The organism is Pasteurella oralis (genome assembly GCF_002850605.1).
In the GTDB taxonomy this organism is placed as follows: Bacteria; Pseudomonadota; Gammaproteobacteria; order Enterobacterales; family Pasteurellaceae; genus Pasteurella; species Pasteurella oralis.
In genome coordinates, this window is sequence record NZ_NXGB01000009.1 from 72824 (window position 1) to 88225 (window position 15402).

The 15402-nt window shown below is 39.1% G+C and carries 23 protein-coding genes; 5 read left to right on the forward strand and 18 right to left on the reverse strand.

Annotated elements, in window-relative coordinates:
• Positions 1-4: 4 nt before the first annotated feature.
• The 17 genes from rplE to rpsJ all read right to left on the reverse strand — a co-directional run bounded on the left by rplE (position 5) and on the right by rpsJ (position 8631).
• Positions 5-544 (reverse strand): 50S ribosomal protein L5, encoded by a 540-nt coding sequence (gene rplE, locus C0975_RS10295; protein WP_005764312.1) that lies wholly within the window; start codon positions 542-544, stop codon positions 5-7.
• Positions 545-561: 17 nt separating this feature from the next.
• Complete coding sequence (gene rplX, locus C0975_RS10300) at positions 562-873, reverse strand: 50S ribosomal protein L24 (RefSeq protein ID WP_032093964.1); 312 nt, start codon at positions 871-873, stop codon at positions 562-564.
• A 13-nt stretch (positions 874-886) separates the two neighbouring features.
• The gene (rplN, locus tag C0975_RS10305) at positions 887-1258 is read right to left on the reverse strand and encodes a 50S ribosomal protein L14 (RefSeq protein WP_005548786.1); all 372 of its coding nucleotides are present in this window, start codon (positions 1256-1258) and stop codon (positions 887-889) included.
• A gap of 432 nt (positions 1259-1690) precedes the next feature.
• Complete coding sequence (locus C0975_RS10310) at positions 1691-2344, reverse strand: DUF799 domain-containing protein (RefSeq protein ID WP_101776299.1); 654 nt, start codon at positions 2342-2344, stop codon at positions 1691-1693.
• Positions 2345-2355: 11 nt separating this feature from the next.
• Positions 2356-2700 (reverse strand): DUF4810 domain-containing protein, encoded by a 345-nt coding sequence (locus C0975_RS10315; protein ID WP_101776300.1) that lies wholly within the window; start codon positions 2698-2700, stop codon positions 2356-2358.
• Positions 2701-2709: 9 nt separating this feature from the next.
• A complete protein-coding gene (locus C0975_RS10320) occupies positions 2710-3384 on the reverse strand; it encodes a CsgG/HfaB family protein (RefSeq protein WP_101776301.1) in 675 nt (224 codons plus the stop codon).
• A 294-nt stretch (positions 3385-3678) separates the two neighbouring features.
• The gene (gene rpsQ / locus C0975_RS10325) at positions 3679-3933 is read right to left on the reverse strand and encodes a 30S ribosomal protein S17 (protein WP_101776302.1); all 255 of its coding nucleotides are present in this window, start codon (positions 3931-3933) and stop codon (positions 3679-3681) included.
• The gene (gene rpmC, locus C0975_RS10330; protein WP_005706394.1) at positions 3933-4124 is read right to left on the reverse strand and encodes a 50S ribosomal protein L29; all 192 of its coding nucleotides are present in this window, start codon (positions 4122-4124) and stop codon (positions 3933-3935) included. Before rpmC ends, rpsQ begins: the two co-directional genes overlap by 1 nt.
• Positions 4124-4534, reverse strand: a complete 411-nt coding sequence (gene rplP, locus C0975_RS10335; RefSeq protein ID WP_005717925.1) for a 50S ribosomal protein L16 — start codon at positions 4532-4534, stop codon at positions 4124-4126. The genes rpmC and rplP overlap by 1 nt, the downstream gene beginning before the upstream one ends.
• 13 nt (positions 4535-4547) lie before the next feature.
• On the reverse strand, positions 4548-5255 hold the full coding sequence (gene rpsC, locus C0975_RS10340) for a 30S ribosomal protein S3 (RefSeq protein ID WP_101776303.1): 708 nt from the start codon (positions 5253-5255) through the stop codon (positions 4548-4550).
• Positions 5256-5272: 17 nt separating this feature from the next.
• Complete coding sequence (rplV, locus tag C0975_RS10345; protein WP_050692961.1) at positions 5273-5605, reverse strand: 50S ribosomal protein L22; 333 nt, start codon at positions 5603-5605, stop codon at positions 5273-5275.
• 10 nt (positions 5606-5615) lie between these two features.
• A complete protein-coding gene (rpsS, locus tag C0975_RS10350; protein WP_005539416.1) occupies positions 5616-5891 on the reverse strand; it encodes a 30S ribosomal protein S19 in 276 nt (91 codons plus the stop codon).
• Positions 5892-5916: 25 nt separating this feature from the next.
• Positions 5917-6738 (reverse strand): 50S ribosomal protein L2, encoded by an 822-nt coding sequence (rplB, locus tag C0975_RS10355; RefSeq protein ID WP_101776304.1) that lies wholly within the window; start codon positions 6736-6738, stop codon positions 5917-5919.
• A 19-nt stretch (positions 6739-6757) separates the two neighbouring features.
• The gene (rplW, locus tag C0975_RS10360; RefSeq protein ID WP_005724030.1) at positions 6758-7060 is read right to left on the reverse strand and encodes a 50S ribosomal protein L23; all 303 of its coding nucleotides are present in this window, start codon (positions 7058-7060) and stop codon (positions 6758-6760) included.
• Positions 7057-7659, reverse strand: coding sequence for a 50S ribosomal protein L4 (gene rplD / locus C0975_RS10365; protein ID WP_101776305.1), 603 nt, complete (start codon positions 7657-7659; stop codon positions 7057-7059). Before rplD ends, rplW begins: the two co-directional genes overlap by 4 nt.
• A 14-nt stretch (positions 7660-7673) precedes the next feature.
• Entirely contained in the window at positions 7674-8303 is a 630-nt protein-coding gene (gene rplC, locus C0975_RS10370; protein WP_101776306.1) for a 50S ribosomal protein L3, read from the reverse strand.
• Positions 8304-8319: 16 nt separating this feature from the next.
• Positions 8320-8631 carry a 30S ribosomal protein S10 gene (gene rpsJ / locus C0975_RS10375; RefSeq protein WP_001181005.1) on the reverse strand — a complete coding sequence of 104 codons (312 nt, stop codon included), beginning with the start codon at positions 8629-8631 and terminating at the stop codon, positions 8320-8322.
• A gap of 382 nt (positions 8632-9013) precedes the next feature.
• On the opposite strand from rpsJ, the gene C0975_RS10380 reads away from it, so the two are divergent.
• Both C0975_RS10380 and dusA read left to right on the forward strand, forming a co-directional pair.
• Positions 9014-10384, forward strand: coding sequence for a chloride channel protein (locus C0975_RS10380; RefSeq protein WP_101776307.1), 1371 nt, complete (start codon positions 9014-9016; stop codon positions 10382-10384).
• The gene (dusA, locus tag C0975_RS10385) at positions 10381-11364 is read left to right on the forward strand and encodes a tRNA dihydrouridine(20/20a) synthase DusA (RefSeq protein WP_101776308.1); all 984 of its coding nucleotides are present in this window, start codon (positions 10381-10383) and stop codon (positions 11362-11364) included. Before C0975_RS10380 ends, dusA begins: the two co-directional genes overlap by 4 nt.
• Positions 11365-11444: 80 nt before the next feature.
• Here dusA and asnA read toward each other — a convergent pair whose 3' ends face one another.
• Positions 11445-12437: an aspartate--ammonia ligase gene (gene asnA, locus C0975_RS10390; protein ID WP_101776309.1), complete on the reverse strand. Its 993-nt coding sequence runs from the start codon at positions 12435-12437 to the stop codon at positions 11445-11447.
• A 156-nt stretch (positions 12438-12593) separates the two neighbouring features.
• Here asnA and asnC point away from each other — a divergent pair, with 156 nt between their 5' ends.
• The 3 genes from asnC to rimO all read left to right on the forward strand — a co-directional run bounded on the left by asnC (position 12594) and on the right by rimO (position 15383).
• Positions 12594-13046, forward strand: coding sequence for a transcriptional regulator AsnC (asnC, locus tag C0975_RS10395; protein ID WP_101776310.1), 453 nt, complete (start codon positions 12594-12596; stop codon positions 13044-13046).
• Positions 13047-13066: 20 nt separating this feature from the next.
• Positions 13067-13825 (forward strand): uridine phosphorylase, encoded by a 759-nt coding sequence (gene udp / locus C0975_RS10400; RefSeq protein WP_101776311.1) that lies wholly within the window; start codon positions 13067-13069, stop codon positions 13823-13825.
• A 217-nt stretch (positions 13826-14042) separates the two neighbouring features.
• Positions 14043-15383 (forward strand): 30S ribosomal protein S12 methylthiotransferase RimO, encoded by a 1341-nt coding sequence (rimO, locus tag C0975_RS10405; RefSeq protein ID WP_101776312.1) that lies wholly within the window; start codon positions 14043-14045, stop codon positions 15381-15383.
• The last annotated feature ends 19 nt before the right edge of the window (positions 15384-15402 follow it).

Here is a 15402-nt window from a genome sequence, read left to right on the forward strand (position 1 = left end):
TGCCTTATTTACGGAATGGAAAATTAAAGGCAGCAAGTAGCGCTTGACCTTCTTCATCACTTTTCGCTGTAGTAGTAATAGTAATATCTAAACCACGTACACGATCCACTTTATCATAATCGATTTCAGGGAAGATGATTTGCTCACGCACACCCATGCTGTAGTTACCACGACCATCAAATGATTTCGCGCTTAAACCGCGGAAGTCACGAATACGTGGAACAGCAATTGTAATTAAACGTTCAAAGAACTCCCACATACGCTCACCACGTAGTGTTACTTTACAACCGATTGGATATCCCTGACGGATTTTAAAGCCTGCAACAGATTTGCGTGCTTTTGTAATCAAAGGTTTCTGACCGCTAATCGCTGCTAAATCTGCTACTGCATTATCTAGCAACTTCTTATCGGTCAATGCTTCACCCACACCCATATTTAGGGTTATCTTTTCGATTCGTGGGACTTGCATGACAGATTTGTAGTTGAATTTTTCTTTCAATTCGTTCACTACTTGATCTCTGTAGTAATCATGCAGTTTCGCCATCGCATTACTCCAGTTTGTTAAATAATTTCATTGTTAGACTTGAAGAAACGTACTTTTTTACCATCTTCAAATCTAAAACCTACACGGTCTGCTTTGTTTGTTTTTGGGTTAAAGATCGCTACATTTGATGCATCAATTGGAGCTTCTTTCTTCACTAAACCACCTTCTTTTCCTAATGCAGGAACTGGTTTTTCATGTTTAGTAATAATGTTTACACCTTCAACAATCACTTTACCGTTTGGTAACACTTGAGTTACCTTACCACGCTTACCTTTGCTTTTACCAGCAAGCACGATTACTTCATCGTTTTGACGAATTTTTGCAGCCATTTGTCACTTCTCCTTACAGTACTTCTGGCGCCAAAGAGATAATCTTCATAAACTTCTCAGAACGAAGTTCACGAGTCACCGGTCCAAAAATACGAGTACCGATTGGTTGCTCTGTGTTATTGTTTAAAATTACACATGCATTACCATCGAAGCGAATGACTGATCCATCTGGGCGACGAACACCCTTCTTGGTGCGCACAACAACTGCTTTTAATACATCACCTTTTTTAACTTTACCGCGTGGAATTGCTTCTTTCACAGTAATTTTGATGATATCACCAATAGCAGCGTAACGACGGTGCGATCCACCTAGAACCTTGATACACATTACACTGCGAGCGCCTGAGTTATCAGCAACGTCCAGCATAGTCTGTTCTTGGATCATCTTAGTACTCCGCTAAAATTAATAAAACCCTTTCGGGACGAGCCTATTTACCTAATGTAAATAGGATGCGGATTGTAGCACAATTCATCAAAGAAAAACAAGATACTTTTCTCGTTTCTTGTCAGGTAAAATTTATAAAAATAGATTGCAATTTATAAGCTATTAATAGCCACCAAACTAATAAAAACTACCTTTTAAAAAATGAGACATAGTAAACAAGTAGTTTACGTAAATATGTAAGTAGTTTTGTATAAAATTTAGCTCAAGCTTCTTTTTTATTCTTCGTATTCACCATTGCTTAGTTTGTTATAGTAGGATTGTAGATAGTGTAAAAAGTGCGGTCGATTTTCTGTCTGTTTTGTTACAAAAAAGCCAAGAAAAAAATCTTCCTGGCTTATATTTTCGATTCAGTTTAAAACAAACCACTAATTTCTATTTTTCTGAGCGCTCATAGGCTGGATGCTTTGGCCCAACAAGTAAACCGCCATTTTTACCTCTATAAACAAGATTGCTCATGGCTGGAGAGGCAACTTGATACCCTTTATCTTTCGTTGTATCAATGAGTTGAGTCACAGCGGCTTTAATTAAAGCAGCTAGAAGACCATCATTACTATTGCTTGCCCCTTGTGTATAAGATCCCATCCCTTCCCAAAGCGTTTGACCTGTTTTTAAATCGACTAATTTACCCTCCAAGGAAACTGTAGTCACACTATCAATTAATTTGTAACTCGTACCATATTCATTCACATTGATATAAAAAATACTATCTGCACCAAAAATCTCATGCATTTTTTTCAATTGGGCGCTGCGAATTAAATTACCATCAGTTAATCCATTTTGTTTAAACACTTCATCAACTAAAGCAACAGGGTAAACATAATAACCACGTTCAGCTAATGGATAGGTTGCACGAGCTAATACACTGGTATCAGCCTTTACATCCACTGAATTGTTGACAGGCATTACCATCAAAATTGATTTTGGTTTACTCTGTTTAAACGCAGTATAATCATAAGATGCGACTTTCTCATTTGCACAACCTGTTAATAGGATAAAACTCGCAAGAAGAATTATTAATTTTTTCATTTTACTTATCCCTATTTCTTACGTTGTAAATACTGCATAAAAGTCGCACTTTCTGGATACAAACGTTGCTCCTCTTGGAAAGCAACACTTGCATCTGCTTGTTTACCTTGCTTTAGTAAAGCTAATCCTAAATGCCCATAAACCCCTGGCGCTACAGGTTTATTCTTTTCTTTTGCTTGTGCAATAATCTGATTTAATGCTTCTTCTTGCTTTGCAAAGTCCCCTTCCTCATTGTAATGGCTGTATACAACATCAGAATAGTTACCCCAGTAATACAAATCATGCTTTTTAGGTGAAGAACAGGCAGCTAAAAATACAGCGCTTAAAATTACAGTGACAAAATAAATCTTTTTCATCATTATTCCTTAGTTAACAGGGGACCAACGACCTGCTTCAATACCATTAACCAAGTTATTTACAGCTTCACGGATCGCTAAATTAAGCACTTTGCCATTTAAAGTTGCATCATAACCGGCTGTGCCACCAAAACCGAGTACTTCACGGTTAGATAAATTATACTCTCCCGCACCTTGTACTGAATAAACTACTTCTGAAGTGACTACATTTACTACATTTAAAGTCACTTTTGCATATGCAATTTGTTCTTTACCACGCCCTAAAATACCAAATAGCTGATGATCACCGACTGTTTTACGACCAAATTCAGTCACATCACCCGTAACTACATAAGCAGCCCCTTTTAATTTTTGTCTCTGCCCCTTAATTTTTGCTTCAGAAGCAATTTCACTCATATTAGTGCGATCTACAACAGAAAAACGTCCTGTTTGTTGTAAATGGGAAATCAAAATTGTTTTAGATTGGTTACTTAACTGATCTGGACCATCTGAAAAAACACCATTTTGGAAACTTGATTTATTATCAAATTTACCTACTGAAATGACTGATTTTACGCCTTGATAAGTACTTGCTGTTGCAGCAGCCTGTGTTGAAGTTGGTGCAACGACACGAGAACCCTCGTTTGCACAGCCAGTAAGCCCTAACGCAGCAATACACAATGTTGTTAGTACTAATTTTTTCATAATAACTCCTTGTTGATAAAGATAAGAGTGACCGTTTATCATCGCACTATAATGAAAGCAACCTCTAGAACATCTAGTTGCAGTAAAAGTGCGGTCTAATTTTTACAACTTTTTATAAAAGCAAACACACTATTATTCCTAAGTTTTGAATATGAAAAAGATTATTCATTTTTTCTTAGCGCTATTTTCTGGAAACGAATTAAAATGCTAAGAATAACCTAGGTAGGCTTAGAATTTTATCTAAAAAAAGACCGCACTTTTATAAGTACGGCCTTTTTCGATTAATTACAATAATTAAATTACTGCTTTTTCAACAACGCGAACTAAAGTCCAAGATTTAGTTTTCGAGATAGGGCGGCATTCACGCACTTCTACTACATCACCAACTTGAGCTTCATTGTTCTCGTCATGCACGTGTAACTTTGTTGTGCGACGGATAAACTTACCATAAAGTGGGTGTTTAACCTTGCGTTCAATTGCAACAACGAACGATTTGTCCATTTTGTCACTTACAACTTTACCTTGCACGCTACGAATTTTATCAGTCATTACTCACCCGCCTTTTCGGTTAGTACAGTTTTTACTTGCGCAATGCTACGACGCACTTGTTTTAACTGATGGGTTTGTTGAAGCTGACCGGTGGCTGCTTGCATACGCAATTTGAATTGCTCACCTAAAAGGTTCACTAACTCAGCATTCAGCTCTTCAACATTTTTGTTACGTAGTTCTTGAGCTTTCATTACATCACCGTCTTAGTTACGAAAGTGGTCTTAATTGGCAATTTAGCAGCTGCTAATGCAAATGCATTTCTTGCGATCTCTTCAGACACACCATCCATTTCATATAGTACTTTACCCGGTTGGATCAAGGCTACCCAGTACTCAACGTTACCTTTACCTTTACCCATACGGACTTCTAATGGTTTCTCAGTAATTGGTTTATCTGGGAATACACGGATCCAGATTTTACCTTGACGTTTAACTGCACGAGTCATCGCACGACGTGCTGCCTCAATTTGGCGAGCTGTTAAACGACCACGACCAACTGCTTTCAAACCGAAGGTACCGAAGCTTACTTCTGTACCTGCTGCAATACCACGGTTACGACCTTTGTGGACTTTGCGGAATTTTGTACGTTTTGGTTGCAACATCTAGCGATTCTCCTTACTTACGACCTTTGCCGCGTGTAGCCTTTTTAGGCTTGTCAGCAGGTTGTTGTTCTGGTTGCGCGATTGCAGCCATTCCACCGAGAATTTCACCTTTAAAGATCCATACTTTAATACCGATTACACCGTATGTAGTATGAGCCTCTGCAGTGTTATAGTCGATGTCCGCACGTAGTGTATGTAGAGGCACACGACCTTCACGATACCATTCTGAACGTGCAATTTCTGCACCACCTAAACGACCACTTACTTCAACTTTGATACCTTTAGCACCTAAACGCATTGCGTTTTGTACTGCACGTTTCATCGCACGACGGAACATGACACGGCGTTCTAATTGAGAAGCGATGCTATCTGCAACTAATTTTGCATCTAATTCAGGTTTTTTCACTTCAGCAATGTTGATTTGTGCTGGAACGCCTGCGATAGCCGCAACTGCGTTACGTAATTTTTCAACATCTTCGCCTTTTTTACCGATAACGATACCTGGGCGAGCTGTGTGAATTGTGACACGGATGCTTTTCGCTGGACGCTCAATAGTGATGCGTGAAACGGAAGCATTCGCTAATTCTTTATTTAAGAATTTACGTACTTTGAAATCGCCATCCAAGTTATCGGCGAAATCTTGTGTATTCGCGAACCAAGTAGAGCTCCAAGGCTTAACGATACCTAGGCGAATACCATGTGGATGTACTTTTTGACCCATTGCTATTCCTCTACTTATTAACGATCTGACACAACCACTGTAATGTGGCTAGTACGTTTTAAAATACGATCTGCACGACCTTTAGCACGTGGCATAACACGTTTCATGCTTGGACCTTCATCTACGAAAATCTTCGCTACTTTAAGATCATCGATATCTGCACCGTCATTGTGCTCTGCATTAGCAATTGCTGATTCAAGCACTTTCTTCACTAGAGCCGCAGCTTTTTTATTAGTGTAAGTTAAAATTTCTAATGCTTGAGCAACTTTCTTACCACGAATTAAATCCGCAACTAAGCGAGCTTTTTGCGCTGAAGTGCGAGCGTAACGATGTTTTGCAATAGTTTCCATCTTTTACCCCTTACTTCTTAGCTTTCTTATCCGCAGCGTGACCGCGGTAAGTACGAGTCGGTGCAAATTCACCTAATTTATGACCGATCATTTCATCAGATACATAAACAGGAACGTGCTGACGACCATTATGGACTGCGATGGTCAATCCGATCATTGATGGAATGATCATTGAACGACGGGACCAAGTTTTAATTGGCTTTTTATCCCCGCTTTCCACCGCCTTCTCTACCTTCTTCAACAAGTGTAGGTCAAGGAAAGGACCCTTCTTGAGAGAACGTGGCATGGCTTATCCTCTTTATTAATTAATATTATTTACCACGACGACGTACGATGAATTTATCAGTACGTTTGTTATGGCGAGTTTTCTTACCTTTAGTTTGAACGCCCCAAGGTGTTACTGGGTGTTTACCAAAGTTACGACCTTCACCACCACCGTGTGGGTGATCTACTGGGTTCATTGCTGTACCACGAACTGTTGGACGTACGCCTCTCCAGCGGTTAGCACCTGCTTTACCCAATACGCGAAGCATATGTTCTGAGTTACCAACTTCACCAATGGTTGCTGTACACTCAGCTAATACTTTACGCATTTCGCCTGAACGAAGACGTAATGTAACATAGTTACCTTCACGAGCGATAATTTGTACATAAGCACCAGCAGAACGCGCGATTTGACCGCCTTTACCAGGTTTTAATTCAACATTATGTACAGTTGAACCCACTGGAATATTACGCATTGGTAATGCATTACCAACTTTAATAGGCGCATTTACACCAGCTTGGATCGTATCGCCTGCAGATAAACCTTTAGGTGCTAAGATATAACGACGTTCACCATCTTTATAAAGCACTAAAGCAATATTTGCAGAACGGTTAGGGTCATATTCTAGACGCTCAACAACCGCTGGAATATCTAACTTGTTACGTTTGAAATCGATTAAACGGTAATGTTGTTTATGACCACCACCAATATGGCGAGTAGTAATACGTCCGAAATTATTACGTCCACCGGTTTTAGATTTAGTATCTAAAAGTGGTGCGTAAGGTTTCCCTTTATGTAATTCAGGGTTCACGATTTTAACAACGTGACGACGACCAGCGGAGGTCGGCTTACATTTAACGATAGCCATTATCTTCTACTCCTCCGAATTACTCTGCACCTTCAACGAAGTCAAGTGATTGACCTTCTTGAAGAGTTACATAAGCTTTTTTCCAGTCACTGCGACGTCCCATTCTTGCACCGTGACGTTTAGTTTTACCTTTCACTACAACGGTACGAACAGAATCCACTTTCACTTCAAATAATTGCTCAACAGCATTAGCAATTTCAACTTTATTTGCATCTAAAGCCACTTTGAAAACGATAGTGTTAGACTTCTCAGCGTTATTTGTTGCTTTTTCAGAGACATGTGGTGCTTTTAACACTTTTAGCAAACGTTCTTGTTGAATCATGCTAACATCTCCTCAATTTGTTTCACAGCATCAACAGTGACAACAACTTTATCGAATGCGATTAAGCTGACTGGATCGATACCTTGCACATCACGTACATCGACTTTGTATAAGTTACGTGCGGCTAAGAATAGGTTCTCGTCTAAGTTTGCTGTGATAATTAACACATCTTCAAGTGCTAATTCTTTTAATTTTTGTACTAAAACTTTCGTTTTTGGTGCTTCTACTTCAAATTTCTCAACAACAACTAAACGATCTTGACGAACAAGTTCAGAAAGAATGCTCTTGATTGCACCGCGGTACATTTTTTTGTTCACTTTTTGGCTGTGATCTTGTGGTTTCGCTGCGAAAGTTACACCACCTGAACGCCAAATTGGTGATTTGATATCACCCGAACGCGCACGACCTGTACCTTTTTGACGCCAAGGTTTTTTACCTGAACCAGACACTTCAGCACGAGTTTTTTGTGCACGAGAGCCTTGACGAGCACCTGCTGCATAAGCAACAACAACTTGGTGAATCAATGCTTCGTTGAACTCACGTCCGAAGGTAGTTTCAGAAACAGTTAGTGCGTTTGCACCTACAACTTGTAATTCCATCTCTATCTCCTGACTTATGCTTTAACTGCTGGTTTAACGATAACATCACTATTAGTTGCACCAGGAACGGCACCTTTCACTAATAGTAATTTACGCTCAGCATCAACACGAACAACTTCAAGTGATTGAACGGTTACACGCTCAGCCCCTAAGTGTCCAGCCATTTTTTTACCTTTAAACACACGACCTGGTGTTTGGTTTTGACCAATAGAACCAAGTACACGATGTGATAAAGAGTTACCGTGTGTAGCATCTTGAGTACGGAAATTCCAACGTTTTACACCGCCAGCAAAACCTTTACCTTTAGAAGTACCAGTAACATCAACTTTTTTAACATCCGCGAAGATGTCAACATTAATTTCTTGACCTAAAGTGAATTCTTCACCTTCAGTAGTACGAAATTCCCATAAACCGCGACCAGCTTCAACACCTGCTTTCACGAAATGACCAGCTTCTGGCTTAGTTACACGACTTGCTTTTTTAGAGCCAGTGGTAACTTGAATTGCAGAATAGCCATCTGTTTCTACAGTTTTAACTTGAGTCACACGGTTGGCTTCAATTTCGATAACAGTAACTGGAATTGAAACGCCATCTTCATTGAAGATACGAGTCATACCAACTTTACGACCGACTAAACCAATCATTGTAATAACCTCTTAATTAACCTAGGCTAATCTGCACGTCAACGCCGGCAGCTAGATCTAAACGCATTAATGCATCAACAGTTTTTTCTGTTGGCTCAACAATATCAACCAAACGTTTGTGAGTACGAATTTCGTATTGATCACGCGCGTCTTTGTTCACGTGTGGAGAAATCAACACAGTGAAACGCTCTTTACGAGTTGGTAACGGAATTGGACCACGAACTTGTGCACCAGTACGTTTAGCTGTTTCTACGATCTCCGCAGTAGACTGATCGATCAAACGATGATCGAATGCTTTTAAGCGGATACGGATTCTTTGGTTCTGCATTAGACCAGAGCTCCAATCAAAATTTAGCTAATAAAAAACTAACACCAACACTTTTCTTACTTCAAAAAACGAAAAGGGGTGCAAGTTAACCTGTTTTAGTTTCCCAATCGGAAACATTTTATGTATTACTTAGTAATACTCGTTTAATAAATGATTACATTAAACGGCTTCTCAGTGAGAAAGCCCGCGAATTTTACTGAAATCGACCGCATTTTGCAAGTCTTTTTCTCAATCATAATGAAGAAAATCCACTTTAAATAGTTTGCAAAGAATATTTTACCCTCATACATCGATGACATGCGCTTATGTTTAAAGTCTATTCAGTTACGCATGATTTCAAGTTATAATTTGTACTTCCTTTCCTTATTTCACCACATTAACTATGTCATCATTGACCAGTTTTAAAGCAAAAGTGCGGTATGTTTTACACAAAAAACTACGCCAAACCCATCGTGTTTCACGTAAAAGTTTAGAGTTTACTTGTTTATTAATTGGTGCCGCATTAGTTGCACTATTTTCATTAGGATTTGCAAAATTTGCCGATCTTGGGCTGGAATGGAATGCCCACTGGTCTGCTCAATATCCAATAGCAGTTTGGGTTGTGCTGCCTTGTGGGTTAGCATTACTCACTTGGTTTACGGCAAAATATACGCCCTATGTGGCAGGTAGTGGTATCCCACAAGTCATTGCCTCAATAAGTTTACCTCATGGTGCTAATAAAAGTCGTCTTATCTCATTTTGGCAAACACTGTGGAAAATCCCACTCACATTTTTAGCCATGTTGATTGGCGCTTCCGTTGGGCGTGAGGGACCTTCTGTCCAAGTTGGTGCTGCCGTTATGTTAGCTTGGGGTAATTTTTGTCGTAAACATGGTGTTGCATTCAATGGACTCAGTGCAAATGAATTAATGGCAACAGGTGCCGCAGGGGGTTTAGCTGCTGCGTTTAATGCGCCACTTGCAGGTGTAATTTTTGCTATTGAAGAACTAGGGCGAGGTGTTTTGTTACGTTGGGAACGCCGTGTACTGTTAGGCGTATTAGCATCAGGTTTTATCTTAGTTGCAATAGAAGGTAATAATCCCTACTTCCCACAGTATCATGGCGAAACTAGCGTACCTTATATGTTTTTATGGGTTGCACTTTGTGGTTCTGTTTGCGGTATACTCGGTGGAGTATTTGCTCGTTTGTTAGCCAAAGGTTTAGCAGGAATATCACCTACGAAAATACGTGGTTGGATTCGTCGTCACCCAATTTATGTTGCTCTTTTTCTAGGCTTGTTACTCGCTACATTAGGCACTTACACACAAGGTAAAAGCTATGGCACAGGCTATGATGTTGTCGCCAATGCATTAGATGGTGCTGAAACACCTACTGAATTAGGCATGTTAAAGCTACTATCCACTGTAGCAACTTATTGGACTGGTATCGCAGGTGGTATTTTCACACCGGCTTTAACAACAGGTGCGGGAATTGGTGCACAAATCTGGTCATTGACTGGCGGTATAGTGGATCAACGCCTATTAGTTTTACTCTGTATGGCGAGCTTTTTAGCTGGTGCTACGCAATCACCTGTCACGGCAAGTGTAGTTGTCATGGAAATGACTGGTTGCCAACCCGTGTTATTTTGGTTATTGATTTGTTGTTTAGTTTCGTCCATTATTTCACGCCAATTTCATCCTAAACCTTTTTATCATTTTGCGGCAGCACGTTTCCGCCAACGAATTCAAGAAGAAACCAAAGAAGAACAAAAATGAGCCAAAATCAACCGCACTTTTATCGTGGACGCTTTTCTGTTGCTCCAATGCTTGATTGGACAACACGCCACTGCCGCTATTTTCACCGCCAATTTAGTCGCCATGCCTTACTGTATACAGAAATGGTGACAGCAGGTGCAATTATTCATGCTAAATATGACCATCTCGAATTTTCTCTCACAGAAAATCCCGTTGCACTACAATTAGGTGGCAGTGATCCCGTCCAATTAGCACAATGTGCAAAAATTGCTGAAACACGAGGCTATCATGAAATCAACTTAAATGTAGGCTGTCCTTCTGATCGCGTTCAAAATGGCATGTTTGGTGCTTGTTTAATGGCAAAAGCCGATTTAGTTGCTGAATGTGTGAATGCGATGCAAGCAGTAGTAGAGATTCCTGTTACAGTAAAAACACGTATTGGCATTGATAATCTTGATAGCTATGAATTTTTATGTGACTTTGTACAAAAAGTACATAAAGCTGGTTGCCAAGAATTAATTATTCATGCACGTAAAGCCTGGTTATCAGGACTAAGTCCAAAAGAAAATCGCGAAATTCCACCATTAGATTATGAACGGGTTTATCAGCTAAAACGAGATTTTCCTCATTTATTTATGAGCATTAATGGTGGTATTAAAACGATTGAAGAAATACAACAACACTTGCAGCAGATGGATGGGGTGATGGTAGGACGTGAAGCTTATCAAAATCCCAGCTTATTAGGTCATATTGATCAAGCATTATTTGATCCAACCAGCCCAATTGTCACGCCAAGAGAAGCGGTAGAAAAAATGTTTCCTTATATTGAACAACAATTAAGTCAAGGTGTGTATTTAAATCACATTGTCCGCCATATGCTTGGCGCATTTCAACATTGCAAAGGTGCAAGACAATGGCGACGCTATTTAAGTGAAAATGCACATAAAACTGGAGCTGATTTAAAAGTTGTAGAAACTGCTTTAAGCTTTGTGGAAGCCTAGCTTAATCAACGTGCTTCAACAAAAAGTGCGGTGAAAATTTTCAAAAAATCCACCGCACTTTTACTCATCTAGTTAATAGGTTACAGAATATTCTCAAACTCTTCCATGACCCACTTCGGCCAAACACTGGACTGTACTTCCCCAATATGCTTTTTCTGTAGTAGCAACATCACCAAACGAGAACGCCCAATACCACCACCAATGGACAATGGTAAACGTCCGTTAATTAAATCTTGGTGCCAATCAAATTGAAGACGATCTTCATTTTTCGTTAAAGCAAGCTGCTTACGTAATGCTGTTTCATCGACACGAATCCCCATAGAGGAAAGCTCAAAAGCACGTTCTAAAACTGGGTTCCAAACTAAAATATCACCGTTTAAACCTTTATATTCGCCTTCTGATGGCGTGGTCCAGTCATCATAATCTGGTGCTCGCATATCATGTGGTTTCCCATCTGATAACTTACCACCAATGCCAATTAAGAACACCGCACCATGCTCTTTACAAATCGCATTTTCACGCTCCTTGTCATTCATATTTGGAAAACGTTGCACTAATTCTTCACTGTGTACAAATTTAATTTCTTTGGGTAAAAACTTAGCCAAACCAAATTTTTGACTCACTGCATCTTCTGTTTCTAACATTGCGGCATAAATTGATTTCACCGTTTCTTTTAAATATTCAATATTACGCTGCTGTTCAGAAATTACTTTTTCCCAATCCCACTGATCCACATAAACAGAATGGGTTTGATCTAATGAATCTTCATCTGGACGTAATGCCGTCATATGCACAAATAACCCTTCTCCTTCGGCAAAATTAAAACGCGCAAGAGTATGACGCTTCCATTTGGCTAACGAATGAACCACTTCAAAAGTCGCATCTGTGATCTGTTTCACATTTACTTGTACTGCTTTCTCTGCACCTGAAAGATTATCTTGAATACCATTACCAACTTGACTTAGGATAGGACCTTGAACTTCAACAATACCTAAATGTTCTGCTAATTTTTCTGTGAATGTGTTCTTCGCGAAGCTAATTTCTTGTTGCTGTAAAATAAATGATTTCTTCATTTTCGATACCTTAAAAATAGATCTACATCAAAATTGTTGGATATTATTTAATATTATGGGCATACAACTCAATACATTTTTGCAAAAAAGGGATATAATATAAATCTCATCAAATATAATATGCATTTTTTTAAATAAATTCTAAAAAGGTAGACTATGCACAACATTGATAATCTTGATCAGCAAATTTTACGTGTACTCACTAAAGATGCACGCACACCTTATGCTGAAATGGCAAAAAACTTTGGCGTGAGTCCAGGTACGATTCATGTGCGCGTTGAGAAAATGCGTCAAGCCGGTATTATTGAAGGAACTAAAGTACGTATTAATGAACGAAAATTGGGTTATGATGTTTGCTGTTTCATTGGCATTATTCTGAAAAGTGCAAAAGATTATGAGAAAGTAATAAAAAAATTAGAAGGATTCGACGAAGTTGTCGAAGCTTATTATACTACAGGTAACTACTCTATTTTTATTAAAGTCATGACCCACACTATCGCAGAATTACATTCTGTCTTAGCCACAAAAATTCAGTTAATTGATGAAATCCAATCTACTGAAACCTTAATTTCAATGCAAAATCCCATTTTGCGTGATATTAAACCCTAGCATAATGATAAGGAGAGATTATGTCAGAAGTATTCCATCTAGGTTTAACCAAGGCTATGTTAGAAGGTGCAACATTAGCCATCACCCCTGGTGCACCAGAACGTGTTGAAAAAATTGCCAGTTTATTAGAACGTCCAAAATTTTTAGCTTCAACACGTGAATTCACCTCTTGGCTTGGTTATATCGGAGATAAAGCAGTTGTAGTTTGTTCAACAGGGATTGGTGGTCCTTCAGTGTCTATCGCAGTTGAAGAACTCGCACAATTAGGTGTTCGCACCTTCTTACGTATTGGTACTACAGGGGCAATTCAACCACATATTAATGTGGGTGATATTTTAGTCACAACTGGTGCAGTGCGTTTAGATGGTGCGAGCTTACATTTTGCACCAATGGAGTATCCGGCCGTCGCAAACTTTGAATGTACTACTGCACTTTACAAAGCAGCGATAGAATGTGCCAATCAAAAAGTCTATGTAGGTATTACTGCAGCCTCAGATACATTCTACCCAGGTCAAGAGCGTTACGATACTTATAGCGGTAAAGTTTATCGTCACTTCCAAGGTTCATTACAACAATGGCAAGATCTCAATGTGATGAATTTTGAAATGGAATCTGCTACTTTATTTACTATGTGTTCTGCTTTAGGCTTGCGTGCAGGTATGGTTGCAGGTGCGATTGTAAATCGTACACAGCAAGAAATCCCAAATGAGGAAACAGCAAAAAATGTAGAAAAAAATGCTGTTGAAGTTGTAGTGAAAGCGGCAGCATTACTGGTTTAAAAATCACTATTTCATTGCTAAACGCTTGGTTAAATACCAAGCGTTTTTTTCATTTTTTATGTCGACAAAATTTAGCAAAAATCGACCGCACTTTGACTAGCTTTTCTTCTTTTTCTATACAATTCAAGCTTTTTTTGGATACTTTATCGCCTTTTGTATGCAAATTCTGTACAATAGTTTTATTTTTTCAATTTCATGAATATGTTGAGAGTTTTTTATGACATCTTCTTTACCAAATATTGGTTTTATTAGCCTCGGTTGCCCTAAAAATTTAGTCGATTCTGAACGCATTCTCACCGAATTACGTGCAGATGGTTATAACATTATTCCAAGTTATGAAAACGCGGATTTAGTCATTGTTAATACTTGCGGCTTTATTGATAGTGCTGTACAGGAATCACTTGAGGCGATTGGCGAAGCGTTAGAAGAAAATGGCAAAGTCATTGTAACAGGCTGCTTGGGCGCAAAAGAAGATCGTATCCGTGAAGTCCATCCTAAAGTCTTAGAAGTAACTGGTCCCCACAGTTATGAGGCTGTAATGACACAAGTGCATAAGTATGTGCCGAAACCAGACTACAACCCTTATGTTAATCTTGTACCTAAACAAGGAGTAAAGCTAACCCCAAAACATTATGCCTATTTAAAAATTGCTGAAGGCTGTGATCATCGTTGTACATTTTGCATTATTCCTTCTATGCGTGGCGATTTAGATAGCCGTTCCATTACACAAGTTTTAGATGAAGCGAAACGACTTGTCGATGCTGGCGTAAAAGAAATTTTGATTGTTTCGCAAGACACCTCTGCTTATTCACTCGACCAAAGCAAAGAAAATCAAAATAAAACTGTTTTCTGGAATGGTATGCCAATTAAGAACAACTTAATTAGCCTATGTGAACAGCTTGGCAAATTAGGCGTATGGGTACGTTTACATTATGTCTATCCTTATCCGCATGTTGATAACCTGATCCCACTCATGGCAGAAGGCAAAATTCTGCCTTATTTAGATATTCCGCTACAACATGCAAGCCCAAAAATCTTAAAAGCAATGAAAAGACCAGGTTCGATTGATCGCACATTAGAACGCATAAAAAAATGGCGCGAGATTTGTCCAGATCTCACGTTACGTTCCACTTTTATTGTGGGTTTCCCAGGTGAAACTGAACAAGATTTCCAATTACTCTTAGACTTCTTAGAACAAGCGCAACTTGATCGCGTGGGCTGTTTTAAATTTAGCCCTGTAGAAGGTGCTGTTGCTACTGATATGCCAGATCAAGTTGCAGAGGAGGTCAAAGAAGAACGCTTCCATCGCTTTATGCAATTACAGCAACAAATTTCAGCACAACGCCTACAACAAAAAGTAGGCAAAATATTAACTGTAATAATCGATGTAATTGATGAAGAAGACATCATTGGACGTTCGATGGCAGACGCGCCAGAAATTGATGGTGTTGTTTATATTGAAAACCCAGAGCAAATGGAGATTAAAGTTGGACAGTTTGTTCAAGTCCAAATTACGCAGGCAGATGAATACGATCTTTACGGTATTTTAACAATTTAATTACATCTTTTCACAACTT

Coding starts and splice junctions, on each gene's coding strand:
- rplE (WP_005764312.1), bottom strand. CDS start 544: ATGGCGAAACTGCATGATTACTACAGAGATCAAGTAGTGAACGAATTG.
- rplX (WP_032093964.1), bottom strand. CDS start 873: ATGGCTGCAAAAATTCGTCAAAACGATGAAGTAATCGTGCTTGCTGGT.
- rplN (WP_005548786.1), bottom strand. CDS start 1,258: ATGATCCAAGAACAGACTATGCTGGACGTTGCTGATAACTCAGGCGCT.
- C0975_RS10310 (WP_101776299.1), bottom strand. CDS start 2,344: ATGAAAAAATTAATAATTCTTCTTGCGAGTTTTATCCTATTAACAGGT.
- C0975_RS10315 (WP_101776300.1), bottom strand. CDS start 2,700: ATGAAAAAGATTTATTTTGTCACTGTAATTTTAAGCGCTGTATTTTTA.
- C0975_RS10320 (WP_101776301.1), bottom strand. CDS start 3,384: ATGAAAAAATTAGTACTAACAACATTGTGTATTGCTGCGTTAGGGCTT.
- rpsQ (WP_101776302.1), bottom strand. CDS start 3,933: ATGACTGATAAAATTCGTAGCGTGCAAGGTAAAGTTGTAAGTGACAAA.
- rpmC (WP_005706394.1), bottom strand. CDS start 4,124: ATGAAAGCTCAAGAACTACGTAACAAAAATGTTGAAGAGCTGAATGCT.
- rplP (WP_005717925.1), bottom strand. CDS start 4,534: ATGTTGCAACCAAAACGTACAAAATTCCGCAAAGTCCACAAAGGTCGT.
- rpsC (WP_101776303.1), bottom strand. CDS start 5,255: ATGGGTCAAAAAGTACATCCACATGGTATTCGCCTAGGTATCGTTAAG.
- rplV (WP_050692961.1), bottom strand. CDS start 5,605: ATGGAAACTATTGCAAAACATCGTTACGCTCGCACTTCAGCGCAAAAA.
- rpsS (WP_005539416.1), bottom strand. CDS start 5,891: ATGCCACGTTCTCTCAAGAAGGGTCCTTTCCTTGACCTACACTTGTTG.
- rplB (WP_101776304.1), bottom strand. CDS start 6,738: ATGGCTATCGTTAAATGTAAGCCGACCTCCGCTGGTCGTCGTCACGTT.
- rplW (WP_005724030.1), bottom strand. CDS start 7,060: ATGATTCAACAAGAACGTTTGCTAAAAGTGTTAAAAGCACCACATGTC.
- rplD (WP_101776305.1), bottom strand. CDS start 7,659: ATGGAATTACAAGTTGTAGGTGCAAACGCACTAACTGTTTCTGAAACT.
- rplC (WP_101776306.1), bottom strand. CDS start 8,303: ATGATTGGTTTAGTCGGTCGTAAAGTTGGTATGACTCGTATCTTCAAT.
- rpsJ (WP_001181005.1), bottom strand. CDS start 8,631: ATGCAGAACCAAAGAATCCGTATCCGCTTAAAAGCATTCGATCATCGT.
- C0975_RS10380 (WP_101776307.1), top strand. CDS start 9,014: ATGTCATCATTGACCAGTTTTAAAGCAAAAGTGCGGTATGTTTTACAC.
- dusA (WP_101776308.1), top strand. CDS start 10,381: ATGAGCCAAAATCAACCGCACTTTTATCGTGGACGCTTTTCTGTTGCT.
- asnA (WP_101776309.1), bottom strand. CDS start 12,437: ATGAAGAAATCATTTATTTTACAGCAACAAGAAATTAGCTTCGCGAAG.
- asnC (WP_101776310.1), top strand. CDS start 12,594: ATGCACAACATTGATAATCTTGATCAGCAAATTTTACGTGTACTCACT.
- udp (WP_101776311.1), top strand. CDS start 13,067: ATGTCAGAAGTATTCCATCTAGGTTTAACCAAGGCTATGTTAGAAGGT.
- rimO (WP_101776312.1), top strand. CDS start 14,043: ATGACATCTTCTTTACCAAATATTGGTTTTATTAGCCTCGGTTGCCCT.